The sequence below is a fragment of the Granulicatella sp. 20925_1_28 genome (assembly GCF_041433575.1).
Lineage (GTDB): Bacteria > Bacillota > Bacilli > Lactobacillales > Aerococcaceae > Granulicatella.
Genome location: NZ_JAPWBS010000001.1, coordinates 215,725 through 233,164, shown reverse-complemented (window position 1 = coordinate 233,164; position 17,440 = coordinate 215,725). Strand labels below are relative to the sequence as shown.

At 37.9% G+C, this 17,440-nt stretch carries 15 protein-coding genes; all 15 read left to right on the top strand.

The window, feature by feature from the left end; translation table 11 throughout:
* Position 1: 1 nt before the first annotated feature.
* The 15 genes from O3793_RS01030 to O3793_RS00960 all read left to right on the top strand — a co-directional run bounded on the left by O3793_RS01030 (position 2) and on the right by O3793_RS00960 (position 17,422).
* Positions 2 to 1,627, top strand: coding sequence for an ABC-F family ATP-binding cassette domain-containing protein (locus O3793_RS01030; RefSeq protein ID WP_048711337.1), 1,626 nt, complete (start codon positions 2 to 4; stop codon positions 1,625 to 1,627).
* Positions 1,628 to 1,711: 84 nt separating this feature from the next.
* A complete protein-coding gene (locus tag O3793_RS01025) occupies positions 1,712 to 2,197 on the top strand; it encodes a nucleoside 2-deoxyribosyltransferase (RefSeq protein ID WP_371444937.1) in 486 nt (161 codons plus the stop codon).
* 114 nt (positions 2,198 to 2,311) lie between these two features.
* Positions 2,312 to 3,388: a 3D domain-containing protein gene (locus O3793_RS01020; protein ID WP_371445095.1), complete on the top strand. Its 1,077-nt coding sequence runs from the start codon at positions 2,312 to 2,314 to the stop codon at positions 3,386 to 3,388.
* A 101-nt stretch (positions 3,389 to 3,489) separates the two neighbouring features.
* A complete protein-coding gene (locus O3793_RS01015; protein WP_371444936.1) occupies positions 3,490 to 4,299 on the top strand; it encodes a Cof-type HAD-IIB family hydrolase in 810 nt (269 codons plus the stop codon).
* A 369-nt stretch (positions 4,300 to 4,668) separates the two neighbouring features.
* Positions 4,669 to 5,985, top strand: coding sequence for a histidine--tRNA ligase (hisS, locus tag O3793_RS01010; protein ID WP_371444934.1), 1,317 nt, complete (start codon positions 4,669 to 4,671; stop codon positions 5,983 to 5,985).
* 14 nt (positions 5,986 to 5,999) lie between these two features.
* Positions 6,000 to 7,757, top strand: coding sequence for an aspartate--tRNA ligase (gene aspS / locus O3793_RS01005; protein ID WP_371444932.1), 1,758 nt, complete (start codon positions 6,000 to 6,002; stop codon positions 7,755 to 7,757).
* 34 nt (positions 7,758 to 7,791) lie between these two features.
* Positions 7,792 to 8,559, top strand: coding sequence for a DeoR/GlpR family DNA-binding transcription regulator (locus O3793_RS01000; RefSeq protein ID WP_371444930.1), 768 nt, complete (start codon positions 7,792 to 7,794; stop codon positions 8,557 to 8,559).
* A gap of 24 nt (positions 8,560 to 8,583) precedes the next feature.
* Positions 8,584 to 9,291, top strand: coding sequence for a tRNA (adenine(22)-N(1))-methyltransferase TrmK (locus O3793_RS00995; protein WP_371444928.1), 708 nt, complete (start codon positions 8,584 to 8,586; stop codon positions 9,289 to 9,291).
* Positions 9,278 to 10,423 (top strand): Nif3-like dinuclear metal center hexameric protein, encoded by a 1,146-nt coding sequence (locus O3793_RS00990; protein WP_371444926.1) that lies wholly within the window; start codon positions 9,278 to 9,280, stop codon positions 10,421 to 10,423. The genes O3793_RS00995 and O3793_RS00990 overlap by 14 nt, the downstream gene beginning before the upstream one ends.
* Positions 10,416 to 11,642, top strand: coding sequence for a peptidase T (gene pepT / locus O3793_RS00985; RefSeq protein WP_371444924.1), 1,227 nt, complete (start codon positions 10,416 to 10,418; stop codon positions 11,640 to 11,642). The genes O3793_RS00990 and pepT overlap by 8 nt, the downstream gene beginning before the upstream one ends.
* Positions 11,643 to 11,673: 31 nt before the next feature.
* Entirely contained in the window at positions 11,674 to 13,389 is a 1,716-nt protein-coding gene (locus O3793_RS00980; RefSeq protein WP_371444922.1) for an NFACT RNA binding domain-containing protein, read from the top strand.
* Positions 13,390 to 13,398: 9 nt separating this feature from the next.
* Positions 13,399 to 14,034, top strand: a complete 636-nt coding sequence (gene pcp, locus O3793_RS00975; protein ID WP_371444921.1) for a pyroglutamyl-peptidase I — start codon at positions 13,399 to 13,401, stop codon at positions 14,032 to 14,034.
* An 18-nt stretch (positions 14,035 to 14,052) separates the two neighbouring features.
* Positions 14,053 to 15,213 carry a radical SAM family heme chaperone HemW gene (hemW, locus tag O3793_RS00970; protein WP_371444920.1) on the top strand — a complete coding sequence of 387 codons (1,161 nt, stop codon included), beginning with the start codon at positions 14,053 to 14,055 and terminating at the stop codon, positions 15,211 to 15,213.
* Positions 15,214 to 15,315: 102 nt separating this feature from the next.
* Positions 15,316 to 16,362, top strand: coding sequence for an AEC family transporter (locus O3793_RS00965; RefSeq protein WP_371444918.1), 1,047 nt, complete (start codon positions 15,316 to 15,318; stop codon positions 16,360 to 16,362).
* Between the two features lie 61 nt (positions 16,363 to 16,423).
* A complete protein-coding gene (locus O3793_RS00960) occupies positions 16,424 to 17,422 on the top strand; it encodes a 2-hydroxyacid dehydrogenase (protein ID WP_371444916.1) in 999 nt (332 codons plus the stop codon).
* The last annotated feature ends 18 nt before the right edge of the window (positions 17,423 to 17,440 follow it).

Here is a 17,440-nt window from a genome sequence, read left to right as displayed (position 1 = left end):
AATGTTAAAAGTACAAAATGTAAGTCTATTATTTTCAGACCGTAAATTGTTTGACGATGTTAACATCACTTTTACACCAGGAAACTGTTATGGGGTTATTGGTGCGAATGGTGCCGGAAAATCAACATTCCTAAAAATCTTATCTGGGGAATTACAACCAACAACTGGTGAAGTTATCCTAGATCCACATGAACGTTTAACTGTCTTAAAACAAGACCACTTCGCATTCGAAGATGAACGCGTTATTGATACAGTTATCATGGGACATAAACATTTATATGACATCATGAAAGAGAAAGACGCTATCTACATGAAAGAAGACTTCTCTGATGAAGATGGAATCCGTGCTGCTGAACTTGAAGGGGAGTTTGCTGAATTAAATGGTTGGGAAGCTGAGAGTGATGCTTCACAATTATTACAAGGCTTAGGAATCACTGAAGACCAACACTACAAACTAATGAGCGAATTAGTCGAAGCGGATAAGGTTAAAGTGCTACTTGCACAAGCATTATTCGGTAAACCAGACGTTCTTTTATTAGACGAACCAACAAACGGTTTGGACGCAAAATCAATTGCATGGTTAGAAGAGTTCTTAATCAACTTTGATAATACAGTCATCGTTGTATCCCATGACCGTCACTTCTTAAACAAAGTATGTACGCATATGGCGGACGTTGACTTTGGTAAGATTAAATTATTCGTTGGTAACTATGATTTCTGGTTACATTCAAGCCAATTAGCTGCGAAACTATTAGCTGACCAAAACGCGAAGAAAGAAGAAAAAATCAAAGAGTTACAAGAATTCATCGCTCGTTTCTCTGCGAACGCTTCTAAATCAAAACAAGCGACTTCTCGTAAGAAAATGTTGGATAAAATTACATTGGATGACATTCAGCCTTCAAGCCGTAAATATCCATTCGTTGGTTTCTCGCCAGCGCGTGAAATCGGGAATGACTTATTATTAGTCGAAGGCTTATCAAAAACAATTGATGGCGAAGTTATTTTCGAAAACGTAAGCTTCCAATTATCAAAAGACGATAAAGTAGCGTTCTTAAGCCGTTCAGATATTGCAATTACAACATTATTCAAGATCCTAACAGGCGAAATGGAAGCAGACAGCGGTACATTCAAGTGGGGTGTAACGACAAGTCAAGCGTACTTGCCAAAAGATATGACAGACGAATTCTCAAACGAGAACTTAAATATCTTAGAATGGTTACGTCAATACGCACCAGTAGAAGAACAAGATAACACATTCTTACGTAGCTTCTTAGGTCGTATGTTATTCTCTGGAGACGATGTTATGAAACAAGTAACGGTTCTTTCAGGGGGAGAGAAAGTTCGTTGTATGTTATCTAAATTAATGCTATCTAAAGCAAACGTGTTAATCTTAGATGACCCAACAAACCACTTAGACTTAGAATCAATCACTGCGTTGAACGATGGCTTAATTGCCTTCAAAGGTTCATTACTATTCTCAAGTCATGACCACGAGTTCATTCAAACAACAGCGAACCGCATTATCGAAATCGGACCAAAAGGCATTGTGGACCGTCTTGGTTCTACTTATGATGAGTTCCTTGAAGATGAAGCTGTTCAAGCACGTGTAGATGCTTTATACAATTAATAAATGTTTAGACCAGAAGAGAAAAGTCTTCTGGTCTTTTTGCTGTATTTAGTGTAGGATAAGGTTAATAGAGGAGGTATTCAAATGACAAAAATTTATTTTGCAAGTCCATTATTCTCAGAAATGGAATTAGCCTTTAACAAAGTACTCGTAGAAAAAATTCGCAACCAGTTCCCAGGGGTAGAGGTATACTTACCACAAGAACAAATGGCGATTAATGATAAGAGCTCGTATGCGGACTCAACAATGATCGCCCAATATGACACAGATGCCTTATTAGAATCAGACTTAATGATCGCAGTATTAGACGGTGCAACTATCGATGTTGGTGTAGCTAGTGAAATTGGGGTAGCGTATCACGCAGATATGCCAATTCTTGGGTTATACACAGATAGCCGTCAACAAGGGGCGGATAATCCTCAAAAATTAGAGGCTTTACAAGAAGTAGCAGAGTCACAATTTAGCTATGTAAACCTTTATACAGCGGGCCTTGTGAAGCTTCGTGGGGAGATTGTTTCTAGCAGCGATGAGCTCCTTGAAGCACTAAAAGCCTATCTTAAGGAATCATAAAATTGTAAAGTTTTGTTACAGTTCTGTAATATAACTGATACTTTCTCAATATGTTTCTCATGTAAAATGTGAGGTAAGTTGGAGAAAGTGTGGTGAAAATCACTTTTGAAAAAGATGAAACAGATTGTTCTGACTTTAATGGCTTTTATCTTAGTCGCTGGACCACTAGCACCTTCAGTATTTGCGGAGGAAACGGATATCCAAAAACTAGAAGCACAATTAACTTCAGAATTACAAAAAGTGAATACGAAATATCAAGAAATTGAAAGTTTAAACCAACAAATCGATTCTCTCAATAAAGAAAAAGAAACACTTGCTGAAAAGATTACGACTCAAGAAGCAAAAGTGGAAGAACGTAAACAAGTGGCAGCCAAACGATTGCAACAAATTCAAGTTTCTGACTTTGTTTCTTATAGTATTTTACATTTATTAAATTCAGAAAGTATTTCAGATTTCTTAAATCGATTATTTGTATTTCAACAATTATTCCAATCGGATGAAGAAGTGTTGAAGAACTTATCAGAGCAAGTAGCTGAATTATCTCGCCTGAAAACAGCAGCAGAACAAGCGTCAACTGACTTAGTCGCAAAAAAAGAACAACTTACTGCTGAGAGTCAAGCGTTCGAAGGTTCAGTCAATGATTTGAAAAAATTAATTGCTGATAACAAAGAAGCTCTTGCAAAAGTTCAAGAACAAAAGAAAGAATCATCTGCAGTGGTTGCCTCAGCTATTACAGCAGTAGCGCAATTAACTTCAGACAAACCAGCTGTAGCCTCATCTACGCAGCAAACACCAACTACTCAAGCTGCAACAGCTGAACCAGCTACAACGGTTGCCCAAACGCAAGCACCTGCTACATCAGAAACACCAACGACACAAGCAGCTGCAGCAAGCAATCAATCTGGTGGAAGAACATTAAACGTTCAAGCAACTGGATATTCTTATAATGAACCAGGATTAAGCCCTTATACAGCAACTGGTATCGACTTACGTAAGAATCCAACAGTCATTGCGGTTGACCCAAGCGTGATTCCTTTAGGAAGCTTAGTTGAAGTTCCTGGATACGGAATTGCCATTGCCGGAGATACTGGTGGAGCGATTAAAGGAAATATCATTGACCTTCACTTCACGACAGTAGATCAAGCAAATCAATGGGGAAGACGAAACGTTACGATTCGAATTTTAAACTAAACGAAAAGCACTCTCGATTAGAGAGTGTTTTTTGTTGGGTATGTTTTCAATAGAGGTTTTGTGATAAAATATTTTTGTATTAATAATAAGGAGTAGTTGTAATGATTAAATTAATTGCTATCGACATGGATGGCACACTATTAAACAGTAAAAAAGAATTATTAGATGAGACGAAACAATATTTCAAGAACTTTCATAACAAAAACACTGAAACTTTATTAGTGCTTTGTACAGGTCGTCCTGAAACAGGAATTCGTCCATATTTAAAAGACTTAGGATATTTAGAAGAAAACCACTATATTATTAGTCAAAATGGCGCCAACATTTACGAGAGTCAAACACGTAAACGTGTGATGGATGCGTTCGTTGATTCTACTGCGATTCAAAAATGGATTGAATTAGGAAAGAGACATGGAATCAGCGTGATGGGTGCCGGAGTGGATTACTATTATTCGTTCGATGAAGATCCAACTGAATGGATGGAGTTTGATGTAAAACTTGTGAGTGGCAAGTTGAAAAGAATTCCAACCAAAGAGTCTTTAAACACTGATTTCTATAAAATCCTACTAATGGGAGATGAAGAACAACTCAATGAGTTTGAAACATTTATTCCAGAGGAGTGGCGAGACGAATTTTATGTGGTTCGTAGCCAAAAATATTTAGTTGAAGTACTAACAAAAGGTGTAAATAAAGCTTTTGGATTAGAAAAATTAGCCCAAAAACTAAATATTCAACCGAGTGAAATCGCGGCTATTGGGGATGCTGCTAACGATATCGAAATGTTAGAATACGCAGGACTTGCCATTGCAATGGGGAATGCTAGCGAAGAAGTAAAAGCTATTGCGGATATCGTCACAGATACTAATGATAACAATGGCGTTATTAAGGCGATTGACAAGTTAATTCAGTAAGAGTTTAAAAAGCAAAATGTAACTTTTATGTTACATTATGTTTTTCGTTTTTAGTAGATTATGAGATTAAAAAATAATTAGATTTTCTTGACAAATAGGCATTCCTCTAGTATTCTTTATAGCAACAATATAAATCCTTAGACAGAGACATAAAACGTACACTAAAGAGATAGAAGCCGTGGCTGAAAGCTTCTAATCGTACAAGGAAAGACACTCTTGAGGAGAATAATGCAAAGTTATTCCGGTAATTCCGTTATCATTAAGAGGGAAAGAGCTCTTTCCGAACTAAGGTGGTACCACGAAAATTTCGTCCTGACTTCTATTGAAGTTGGGATTTTTTTATTTTTATCGAAAGAAAGGATGATTCATATGATTCAAAAACCAAAAGGGACAGCCGATTTATTACCTGAAGAACTCAAAATTTGGCACTATATCGAAGAAACAGCACGCATCATTTTAGGCGATTATCAATTTGAAGAAATGCGTACACCAATGTTTGAAAGCTACGATTTATTTAGCCGTGGTGTTGGGGATACGAGTGATATCGTTTCAAAAGAGATGTATGATTTCTACGATAAAGGAGATCGTCACATTACACTTCGTCCAGAAGGAACTGCAGCGATTGTTCGTGCTTATGTAGAAAATAAATTATACGGACCAGAGCATAAGAAACCTTATAAAGTGTATTATATGGCTCCAATGTTCCGTTATGAGCGTCCACAATCAGGACGTCTTCGTCAATTCCACCAATTAGGAGTTGAGGTGTTTGGTTCTACAAATCCTGCTACAGACGTAGAAACGATCGCGATGGCTTGGGATTTATTAAAAGAACTCGGATTATCAAATATGCGCTTAGTGATTAACTCACTAGGTAAAACAGCGGACCGTATTAAATACCGTGAAGCGTTAATTAGTTACTTAGAACCATTTGCAGATGAACTTAGTGAAGATTCAAAAAATCGTCTTCACAAAAATCCATTACGTGTATTAGATAGTAAAGACAAACGTGATATTGAAATTGTTAAAAATGCACCACGCATCTTAGAATTCTTATCAGACGAAGCACGCACTCACTTTGAAAAAGTACAACAATACTTAAACGCATTAGAGATTCCATTTGAAATCGATGAAACAATGGTACGTGGACTCGATTACTATCAAGATACAATTTTTGAAATCATGACAGATTCTAAATCATTCGGTGCTAAAACGACGATTTGTGGTGGTGGACGTTATGATGGTCTTGTACAAGAACTCGACGGACCTGAAACTCCAGGATTTGGATTTGGTCTTGGAATCGAACGTCTTGTGTTATTAATGAAAGACGAACAAGTTGAAGTTCCTGAATTACAGGAACTAGATGTGTATGTTGTTGGTCTTGGTGAAGAAACAGAGGAGGAAGTATTAAAACTTTCTATTTCACTTCGTCAACAAGGGTACTCAGTAGACCGTGATTTCTTCGGACGTAAAGCAAAACCACAATTCAAGAACGCTCAAAAATATGGCGCTAAAGTGGTTATCACGCTAGGTGAAGAAGAATTAGAAACAAAACAAGTACCAGTGAAAGTAATGAAAACTGGTAAAGAAGTAAAAATTAATTTACAAGAACTCTATGAAGATTTCGATAGCATTTATCGTCAAATCACAATGGATACAACAGCCATTGACGAGTACTTTGGTAAATAGAAAGAGGGATGGATATGAAAAGAAGAACAGAATACTGTGGATTAATAAGTGAAAAATTAGTAGGACAAACAGTGACATTAGATGGTTGGGTGGCAAAACGTCGTGACCATGGCGGAGTTATCTTTATCGACTTACGTGACCGTGAAGGCATTATGCAAGTGGTCTTTAACCCAGCACGTAACCAAGAAGCGTTTGAAATCGCTGAAAAATTACGTTCTGAATACGTGATTCAAGTCACTGGTGAAGTGGCGTATCGTGGTGAAGGCTTAGAAAACCCAAACCTTAAAACGGGTGAATTTGAATTATTAGTCGATGAAGTAGAAGTGTTCTCTCAAGCAAAAACTTCTCCAATCTATATCGATGATGAACAAAAAGCATCAGAAGAATTACGTTTGAAATATCGTTACTTAGATATTCGTCGTCGCCCAGTATTAGAAAACTTACGCTTACGTCATAAAGCTACTCGTTCAATTCGTGAATATTTAGATGGTGAAGGATACATCGACGTTGAAACTCCAATTTTGGCTAAATCTACACCAGAAGGAGCACGTGACTACTTAGTACCTTCACGTGTTCACGAAGGAAGCTTCTACGCTTTACCTCAATCACCACAAACATTTAAACAATTGTTGATGGGTGCTGGATTAGACCGTTACTACCAAATCGTTCGTTGCTTCCGTGACGAAGACTTACGTGGAGACCGTCAACCAGAATTTACACAAGTCGATATCGAAACAAGTTTCCTATCCGCTGAAGAAATTCAAGAAATGATGGAAGGCTTATTGAAGAAAGTCATGAAAGACACATTGGATGTGGATGTTCAAACTCCATTCCCACGTATCTCATTTGCTGAAGCGATGGCTCGTTATGGTAACGATAAACCTGATACTCGTTTTGATTTAGAGTTAATCGACGTGAGTGACATTATGAAAGATTCAGACCTTAAAGTATTCAGTTCATGTGTTGCAAACGGAGGCGAAGTGAAAGTTCTTAACTTAAAAGGTCTAGCTTCAGAGTATTCTCGTAAAGATGCAGATAGCTTAGCGGACTTTGTAGCGAAATTTGGTGCTAAAGGGTTAGCATGGATTAAAGTTGAAGAAGACGGCCTAAAAGGACCAATCGCGAAATTCATCGTGAACCAAGAAGTTGCTTTCCGTGAACGTATCAACGCTGAAGTAGGAGATATCGTGTTCTTCTGTGCTGACAAACCATCAGTGGTTGCACAATCATTATCTGAATTACGTTTACACTTCGGTAAGAAACATGATTTAATCGATAATACTAAATTTAACTTCTTATGGGTTGTTGATTGGCCATTATTAGAGCATGACGCTGAAGAAGACCGTTATGTAGCAATGCACCACCCATTCACTCGTCCAGTGAACGAAGATTTCCAAGCGTTAATCGATGATCCGGCCTCTGCGAAAGCACAAGCCTACGATATCGTATTAAACGGTTATGAATTAGGTGGAGGTTCATTACGTATTTATCGTCGCGACATGCAAGAAGCGATGTTCAAAGTTTTAGGATTTACAAAAGAATCTGCCGAAAGTCAATTCGGATTCTTGTTAGATGCCCTAGATTACGGATTCCCACCACATGGAGGAATCGCGCTTGGTTTAGACCGTTTAGTAATGTTACTAGCTGGTGAAGACAACATCCGTGAAGTCATCGCGTTTCCAAAGAATAGCTCAGCTGTTGACCCAATGACACAAGCTCCAAGTGAAGTGTCAGAAAAACAATTAGATGAGCTTTCATTAAAAATTAAATAAAACCTGAATGGAATGTTAAAAGGAGGAAGAAACTTTGAAGAGTAGTAAAGGAGTTGTGTTTAAACGACAACAACGTATCCTACAACTATTACAAGAAAATCATGAGATGTCTGTAGAAGACTTATCAAAAGAGTTAGAAGTTTCTGAAATCACCATTCGAAGAGATTTGCAACAATTTGAAGATCAAGGAGTTATCGAGCGCTTCTATGGAGGCGCCCGGTATCTTGCTGGGAAAATAAAAAGAGAAAATGTGGAACAAATTCAATATAATTCCATGAAAAAAAACATCGCAAGAAGAGCCGCGGGATTAGTACGAGATCATAATATGGTCTTTATTAACTCAGGCTCTACTGCCTTTTTATTATTAAATTTTCTAGCGGATGCAAATGTAACGATTTTAACGAATAATGGTCGTTCTATCTTCAAAAAACCATCTACGAAAGCATCCGTTGTGATTAGTGGTGGGGAAATTTTCGAACAGAAAAAATCTCTTGTTGGGGATTTTGCGATTAACTCATTTTCAAAAGCTCGTGCAGACATTTGTTTCTTAGGCGTTGGAGGAATTAGTAAGAATGGTATTTCAACATACGCACTTCCAGAAACAGCTGTGAATCGTGTGATTTTAGAACGTACTACAGGACACCGCATTATCGTCACTGAAGGGTTTAAGGTTGGTCGTGATTCGAATTTTCATACTGCTGACTGTAATATGATTACTCATTTAATTACAGACCACACAGCAGATCTAGAAACTGTTGCTTATTTAAAGAGCATTGGTGTGAAAGTGTTGTTTATTTCGTAGTGAAAAAGAATGTAGAGGTATAAAATGATTGAATTAGGAGAACGATTAACTCGTGTCGCTAGTTTTGTTCCGAATGGTTCTAAGGTATGCGATGTTGGTAGTGACCATGCGTATTTACCAGTGTACTTAATCCAAAACGACCAAATCAGTTGCGCAATCGCAGGAGAAGTCGTGGAAGGACCATTCTTATCTGCTAAACAAACGGTTCGTGATTATCGAATGGAAGACCGTATTGAAGTTCGCCTTGGTGACGGACTACAGATTCTTTCAAAAGAAGATGAAATTACGGCAGTCACGATTTGTGGAATGGGTGGAGAACTCATTTCTAGGATTCTTGAAGCTGGATACAGTGGGAGTCATCTAAATGGTCGTGAAAGACTCATTCTTCAACCGAACGTCGCAGAGCATTTCGTACGTGAATGGTTAATGAAGCATTCGTACCGCATTACTTATGAGACGGTAGTTGAAGATAATCATCGTTTGTATGAAATTATTGTCGCTGAACCAGTAAATGAACGTTTAGAATATACAGAACTCGAATTAAAATACGGTCCTATTTTATTAAAAGAACCAACAGAATTATCTGTTGCAAAGTGGACTCGAATGAACCGTAAAAACAAAGAGATATTGGAACAATTACAAAAGAGTAAGACTCCTCAACATGAAAAAGTTGAGCAGTTTGAAAAAGCATTTAATGAATTGCAAGGAGTGATTGATCGTGCCAACAGTTAGAGATGTGGTAAGTCGTTTTGAAAAACGCGTGCCCAAGAGTCTTTCGGTCCCAAAAGATCCAATTGGACTACATTTTGGAGATTGGAATCAAGAAGTGAAAGTAATCATGACAACGCTGGATATTCGTCCAAGTGTCATAGAAGAAGCGATTGCTAATAACGTTGACTTAATTATCGCGCATCATCCACCTATTTTCAGACCGGTGGCATTATTTGATTTAACCGTTCCACAAAACAAAATGTTCCAGCAAATTTTGAAGCATGATATTGCGGTGTACGCAGCACATACTAACCTTGATGTGGTAGAAGGTGGAGTGAATGATTGGTTGGCAGAGGAATTGTTATTAACTGATGTAACGGTGATGTCTCCAACTACGACGATTCCTTCCGTCAAAGTTGTTACTTATGTTCCTAAAAATGACGCAAAGAAAGTTTTAGAAGCGATGTTTGAAGCAGGTGCTGGGACAATCGGTGATAACTATAAAGAATGTGCATTCCAAAGTTCTGGTATTGGACAATTTACACCAGTTGATGGCGCGAATCCTGCTATTGGTTCATTGAATCAGCAGGAATTCGTAGAGGAAGTGAAATTAGAAGTTGTTTGCTCGGAAGAGGTATTAAGTGATGTTTTACGCTCCTTAAGAGGTGCACATCCATATGAAGAACCAGCAATCGACGTCTTCTCATTGAAGAAAGCAGGCAAAACATTAGGATTTGGTCGAGTTGGAAATCTTCCAAAAGAAATGACTGGGGAAGAATTTATCAATTTTGTTACTGAGCGTTTCAAGTTGAAGGGACTCCGCTATGTTCCTTCTCGTGTGAATCCAGATGGACTCATTTCAAGAGTTGCTGTAATGGGTGGTTCTGGTGGAAATTACTACATGGATGCACTGAAAAATGGTGCAGATGCCTTTGTAACAGGTGATATTTTCTACCATACAGCGCATGATATAGAAGAGACTTCATTATTCCTAGTGGATGCTGGGCATCATATCGAAGTTGTATGTCGAAAACAATTAGCCAAATGGGCTCGTGAATGGAAAGAAGAAAACAACTGGGATGTAACAGTGATTGAAAGTGAAACTTTTACAGATCCATTTGAATTTTATAAAGCAGGTGAAGAAAATGCATAAAGAATTAACAAAACGTTTTATCCGTTACGTAAAGAAAGAAACAAGATCTGACGAAACAAGTCAAACAGTCCCAACAACGCCTTCTCAAACAGCGTTTTTAAAGGACTTAGAACAAGAATTAAATGAATTAGGATTCCAAGAAGTTTACTTGAATCCTAAAAACAGCTTCCTAACAGCAACAATCCCATCAAACGTTGACCATGAAGTTCCAACAATTGGGTTCATTGCTCACGTGGACACAGCTGACTTTGAAGCAAGAAATATTCAACCACAAATTCACGAAAACTATAATGGTGAAGCAATCGTCCTTGACGAAGAAGGAAAATTCGTATTAGATCCAAAAGACTTCCCGAACTTAAAGAATTATGTTGGCCAAACATTAATCACAACAAATGGTAAAACTTTACTAGGTGCTGATGATAAGTCTGGTGTGACAGAAATTGTTACAGCAGGTGCTTATTTATTACAGCATCCTGAAATCAAACACGGAAAAATTCGCGTAGCTTTTGGTCCAGATGAAGAAATCGGACGTGGAGCTGATTTATTCGACGTTGACCAATTTGCATGTGATTATGCTTATACAATGGACGGCGGGCCTGTTGGCGAATTAGAGTACGAAAGCTTCAACGCTTGTCGTGCAACCGTTCGTATCCAAGGTAAGAACGTTCACCCTGGTACAGCGAAAGATACAATGGTCAGCGCACTTGAATTAGCTCGTAAGTTCCAAAACGCACTTCCTGAGTTCGAAGTTCCAGAACATACGACAGGACGCGAAGGTTTCTACCACTTAGTAGCAGCTGAAGGGGTTGTAGAAGAAGCTAAATTAGTCTACATTTTACGTGACCACAGCCGTGAATTATTCAATGCGAAGAAAGACATGATGCTACGTATCGCTTCTCGTATGAATAAAGAATTGGATACAGACCGTATTACTGTTGATTTACACGACGAATACTACAACATGGCTGAAATCATCGAGAAAGATTTCCGTTGTGTGGATGTGGCAAAACAAGCATTAGAAAACTTAGATATCGTTCCAATTATTAAACCAATCCGTGGTGGTACAGACGGTTCTAAGATTTCATTCATGGGATTACCAACACCAAACATTTTTGCTGGTGGAGAAAACATGCATGGACGCTATGAATATGTTGCTGTGGAATCAATGGATAAAGCAACACAAGTAATTATCGAAATCGCTCGTTTAGCAGCGCTATAATTTTTAACAGTAAAAAGAAAGGAGTGAGTTCATGACATTTGATGGTATTTTCACCAAATGGATGATGGACGAAGTGGCGCCTCAATTAGTTGGAGGACGTATTACAAAGATTCATCAACCATTACCATACGATGTACAATTCACCATTCGTGCCAACCGTAAGAACTACTTACTTGTTTGTTCGGCACACCCAATGATGGCTCGTGTACAATTTATTTCTGAGAAACCAGAGAATCCAGAAGTTGCTCCTAACTTTTGTATGATTCTTCGTAAGTATTTAGAAGGGGCTATTATTCAATCGTTCACTCAAGTAGAAAATGACCGTATTTTACATTTGGATGTTTCTACACGTGATGAGCTTGGGGATAAGGCGGGGTATCGTTTTACCATTGAGATGATGGGACGTCATAGTAATCTATTTCTAGTGAATCAAGAAGACAACACGATTATCGATTGTGTGAAGCGTGTTTCTCTTGGGCAGAATAGTTATCGTACCTTACAACCAGGTGCAAGCTATGTGATGCCACCTCAAACGCAGAAGAAAAATCCTTTTGAGTATTCGCTCTTTGAATTAGATAGTTTACTTCATCCATTTATTGGAGAACCTGGTGAAAGAACGTTGATGAATGTCTTTCAAGGGATTAGTAAACAGTCAGCTCATGAAATTGTGGAACGTAGTGAGAGAGAGGGCCAAAGCTTAGCCGAGGCCTTGCATCACTATCTCGAAGAAGGGAATACGGCAATTCAGCCTACACTTACAAAAGCAGAGGATGGGAAGACGTACTTTTTACCGTTTCCGTATTTGAGTAAGACGGGTGAATCCCAAAGTTTTGAGACCCTATCTGAATTACTAAGTGCATACTATGTACAGAAGATTCAAGAAGAGAAGATTCAGCAATTAGCAGGGCACCTGTTACAAATGTTGAAATCTGAACTTCGAAAGAACCGTGAGAAAATGGTAAAACTCGATGAAGACTTAGCTAGAACAGAAGATGCAGATCATTATCGCGTATATGGAGACTTGATTAACACATACCAACACCAGATTGAAAAAGGTGCAATTAGTGTAACGGTTCAAAACTTCTACGCGGATTATGAAGAAGTGACGATTCCATTAAATCCATTATTAACGGCTTCTCAAAATGCCCAGGCGTATTTTAAAAAATACCAAAAACTTAGAAATGCAGTAACGCATATACATGAGCAACAAAAAGCAACGAAGAATGAAATGGACTACCTCGAGAGTGTTATTTACCAAATTGAAGAAGCGGATGTATTTAACTTAGAAGCGATTCGTGAAGAACTTGTTGAGAGTGGCTACTTAAAACGTTCTGCGTTGAAAAAAGGTATTAAGAAACAAGGTGGCGCAAAACCACATGTGTTCTACGCAACTGATGGGACTCGTATCCTTGTCGGACGTAACAATTTACAAAATGACCAATTGACACTCAGACAAGCGAAGAAGGAATACTTATGGCTTCATGCGCAAAATATTCCAGGATCGCACGTCATTATCGAATCCAGTGACCCAGCTGAAGAAACAATTGGTGAAGGTGCGATGCTTGCGGCATACTACTCGAAATATCGACTTTCCGGGACGGTTCCTGTGGATTATGTTCAAGTATCGAAAATTCGTAAACCAAATGGCGCTAAACCAGGATTTGTAGTATACGAAGGGCAGCAAAACACGTATATTACGCCTGACCCATTAAAGGTTGAAGCGCTAAGAAATAATAAACCGAAATAGAGGGATGCTATGAAAATTATTGTGACAGGATTTGACCCTTTTGGAGGGGAAAAGATTAATCCATCGATTGAATGTGTCAAAGCTCTTCCAGAAATCGAGGGAGTGGAACTCTTTCGCGTAGAATTACCAACTGTATTTAAGGAATCAGCTATCCGCTTGAATGAAGTCATTAATGATGTGAAACCAGATGCGGTCTTAAGTGTTGGCCAAGCAGGTGGAAGACCTGGGATTACAATGGAGCGTATCGCGATTAACGTAGATGATGCGAGAATTCCAGACAATAGCTGTCAACAACCAATCGATGAAGCGATTCAAGAAAAAGGTGAAGCAGCGTACTTTACAACTTTACCGATCAAACGAATTGTAAAAGCGATTCGTGAAGCGGGAATTCCAGCGGAAGTTTCAAATACTGCTGGAACATTTGTGTGTAACCACATTATGTACCAAGCGTTATTTGCTGCGACAAAGGCTGTTAAGCCATTTAAAGCAGGATTTATGCATATTCCGTTTATTCCAGAGCAAACGACGGATAAACCGTCTCTATCGCTTGATAAGAGCACAAAAGCTTTACAGATTGCGATTGAGACAATCCGTGATTATTTACATGATGAAGATATTAAGGTTCAAGAGGGAGCCATTTTTTAGAAAGGAGGGAGATGAATAATGTCACCAAAAGCTGCATATATTCATATCCCTTTTTGTTCGCATATTTGTTATTACTGCGATTTCAATAAAGTCTTTATTGAAGGGCAACCAGTCGATGAGTATATTGAATTACTGATTCGCGAAATGGAACTGACTAAACAAAAATATAATATTCAGCCGCTTGAAACATTATATGTTGGTGGTGGAACGCCGTCTTCATTAAATCCACAACAAATGGAACGGCTTTTAGATGGCATTCATGAATATTTACCGCTTCAAAAGGGTGCAGAGTTCACAATGGAACTCAATCCAGATGACGGCACACCTGAACTTCTCTCGGTCATGAAGGAGGGTGGAGTGAATCGGCTTAGTATGGGAGTCCAAACCTTCAATAATGATTTACTGAAAGCCATTGGTCGTAAACATACTAAAGAAACGGCAATTCGAACTATTGAAAACGCTCGAAAAGTCGGATTTGAGAACATGAGTATCGATTTAATTTTCAGACTTCCAAAACAAACGATTGCAGATTTTGAAGAGAGTTTAAAAATGGCGATGGCGCTAGACTTGCCTCATTATTCCATTTACTCCCTTATTTTAGAGCAGAAGACTGTTTTCTATAATCTAATGAGACAAGGGAAACTTCCGTTGCCGACGCAGGATGAAGAAGCTGATATGTTTGAACTCGCCATGAAAACAATGGAAGAGTTTGGCAGACATCATTATGAAATTAGTAATTATGCTGTTCCTGGATATGAATCGAGACATAACCTCCATTATTGGAAAGCAGATGAGTACTTTGCCTTTGGTGCAGGGGCTCATGGTTATGTGAATGGTGTTCGTTATCAAAACAATGGTCCTATTCAACATTATCTTGCACCGTTAAGAGAGGGCAAATTGCCAATTTTTTCAGAGACATTGTTAACAAAAAAACAACTCATCGAGGAATTTATGTTCTTAGGTTTAAGAAAGTTTTCAGGTGTATCAAAGATTGAATTTATGGAAAGATTTGGAAATTCTATGGATGAAATATACTCAGAAGTGATTCAGGAGTTGATAGAAGAAGGGTTGCTCACAACAACTTCTGATGGGTACGTTCTAACTCACCAAGGGAAGTTTCTTGGAAATAACGTTTTCCAATCGTTTTTGATTGATGAAAATCAGAATGAAACTTTTTGAAAATAGGGGATATTGTTAAACATTTCTTAAAGAATATGGTATCATATCTTATGGCATTTTAAATGCATAAAATAAATTAAAAGAAAAGGGGATATCTATCCAATGGAAAATATCGTTAAGATTTTAACAGCACCAGCATTCGTGTCTGCTATCTTCTCAACAATCTCTATTATCTTAGTGGGTTATCTCATCCGCAAGAAAAATATTGTTGATGCAAACAGTGGTAAAGTTTTATCTAACGTTTTACTTTCAGTTGCGCTTCCTGCGTTAGCGTTCAAAGCCTTCATGGTTGACATTAACGACAAAACATTCACAACTGGTTTAAACGTGTTTATTTTTGGCTTTATCGCTTATGTAATTTTAATTCTTTTAGGAGAATTATTCTTTATTAAGGAGAAAGGTGACCGTAAAACTACTTTATCAGTATTAACAACATTCGGTTCAACAACTTTCTTTGGTATTCCAATTATTAACGGTTTATTAGGAGCAGCTGGTATTTTATATGCTAACATCTTCAACTTAGCTTACCGTGTGTTCTTATATTCTTACGGATTAATTCGTATGAGCGGATTAAAATTCGAGAAGAAAAACTTCAAAATGATTTTCGGTAATGTCATCGTTATCGCAACATTTGCCGGATTATTAATCTGGATCTTCCAATCTTCATTACCACAAGTAGCTGTTCAAGTTAAAGTTGGTGAAGAAACTAAAGAAGTTATGTACGCTTTCTTACGTATCGATAAGACAGCTCCATGGTTATTCAAAGCTATTACTTACTTAGCTGACTTAAGCTCACCACTTGCATGGTTAGCAATCGGTATCACTTTAGGAAACATTTCTTTAGGTGAAGCCGTTAAAGATAAGATGGTTTGGTACTACAGCATTGTTAAATTAATCTTAGTTCCTGCAGTATTCGTTGGAATTATCTTTGCAGTTAGCCCATTCTTACCAATGGCTCCTGAAGCTTCAAAAGGTATTCTTATTATGTTAGCTACACCACCAGCAACAGTTGCAGTGGCTTACGCTATCAAATACGATAAAGAGGCAGCACTTGCAAGTAATGCTTCATTACTAGGAACTGTATTAGCAGTATTCGCAATCGTCTTCTGGATTGTTGTTGGATCTGTTATTTTCCCTGGAGTAGGTTAAATCATAAAAGTAGATCGTTTCTCGGTCTACTTTTCAATTTATATAAAATGGAGGATGTAAAATGAAAGTTTTAGCATATGGTGTTCGTGAAGTTGAATTACCAATTTTCGAACAAGTAAACAAAAAATTTGGATACGAATTAACATGTATTCCAGAATACTTAAATTCTGAAGAAACTGCTCGTAAAGCAGAAGGTTTCAAAGCTGTTATCTTACGTGGTAACTGCTGGGCAAACAAAGAAACTTTAGATATCTACAAAGAATTAGGAGTAGAGTACGTATTAACTCGTACTGTTGGTGTAAACCACATCGATGCTGAATACGCAAAATCATTAGGAATGAAATTAGGTTACGTTCCTTTCTATTCTCCAAACGCAATTAGTGAATTAGCTGTAACATTAGCAATGACATTATTACGTAACGTTGCGTACACTGCAGCCAAAACAAGTCAACAAGATTTCACTGTAGACACTCAAATGTTTGCTAAAGAAATCCGTAACTGTACTGTAGGGGTTGTTGGTATCGGACGTATCGGTTTAACAACAGCTACATTATTCAAAGGTTTAGGTGCTAACGTATTAGCATACGATGCTTTCCCTAAAGAAGGCGTTGACCATATCTGTACTCAAGTACCTTTAGATGAGTTATTAGCGAAATCAGACGTGATTTCAATTCACGCTCCATACATTCCTGCAAACGGAAAAGTAATCACTAAAGAATTCATCAGCAAAATGAAACCAGGTGCTATCTTAGTAAACACTGCTCGTGGTGAATTACAAGATATCGATGCTATTATCGAAGCTTTAGAATCTGGTCACTTACGTGGTGTTGGTTTAGACGTATTAGAAGGAGAAAGCGAAGTATTCTTCAAAGACTTACGTGGTCAAGAAATCAAAAATCCAGCTATTCGTAAATTAGTTGAATTATACCCACGAGTATTATTAACACCTCATATGGGTAGTTACACTGATGAAGCAGTATTAAACATGGTTGAAACAAGTTTTGAAAACTTAAAAGAATATGTTGAAACTGGTTCATGTAAAAATGACATTCAATGCTAATTGAAAACAAACGAAAAA

What these genes read in the sequence shown, in the direction of transcription:
- O3793_RS00995 (WP_371444928.1), top strand. Translation starts at nt 8,584, where the DNA reads ATGATTGAATTAGGAGAACGATTAACTCGTGTCGCTAGTTTTGTTCCG.
- O3793_RS01020 (WP_371445095.1), top strand. Translation starts at nt 2,312, where the DNA reads ATGAAACAGATTGTTCTGACTTTAATGGCTTTTATCTTAGTCGCTGGA.
- O3793_RS00980 (WP_371444922.1), top strand. Translation starts at nt 11,674, where the DNA reads ATGACATTTGATGGTATTTTCACCAAATGGATGATGGACGAAGTGGCG.
- pepT (WP_371444924.1), top strand. Translation starts at nt 10,416, where the DNA reads ATGCATAAAGAATTAACAAAACGTTTTATCCGTTACGTAAAGAAAGAA.
- O3793_RS00965 (WP_371444918.1), top strand. Translation starts at nt 15,316, where the DNA reads ATGGAAAATATCGTTAAGATTTTAACAGCACCAGCATTCGTGTCTGCT.
- O3793_RS01015 (WP_371444936.1), top strand. Translation starts at nt 3,490, where the DNA reads ATGATTAAATTAATTGCTATCGACATGGATGGCACACTATTAAACAGT.
- hisS (WP_371444934.1), top strand. Translation starts at nt 4,669, where the DNA reads ATGATTCAAAAACCAAAAGGGACAGCCGATTTATTACCTGAAGAACTC.
- hemW (WP_371444920.1), top strand. Translation starts at nt 14,053, where the DNA reads ATGTCACCAAAAGCTGCATATATTCATATCCCTTTTTGTTCGCATATT.
- pcp (WP_371444921.1), top strand. Translation starts at nt 13,399, where the DNA reads ATGAAAATTATTGTGACAGGATTTGACCCTTTTGGAGGGGAAAAGATT.
- O3793_RS01030 (WP_048711337.1), top strand. Translation starts at nt 2, where the DNA reads ATGTTAAAAGTACAAAATGTAAGTCTATTATTTTCAGACCGTAAATTG.
- aspS (WP_371444932.1), top strand. Translation starts at nt 6,000, where the DNA reads ATGAAAAGAAGAACAGAATACTGTGGATTAATAAGTGAAAAATTAGTA.
- O3793_RS01025 (WP_371444937.1), top strand. Translation starts at nt 1,712, where the DNA reads ATGACAAAAATTTATTTTGCAAGTCCATTATTCTCAGAAATGGAATTA.
- O3793_RS00960 (WP_371444916.1), top strand. Translation starts at nt 16,424, where the DNA reads ATGAAAGTTTTAGCATATGGTGTTCGTGAAGTTGAATTACCAATTTTC.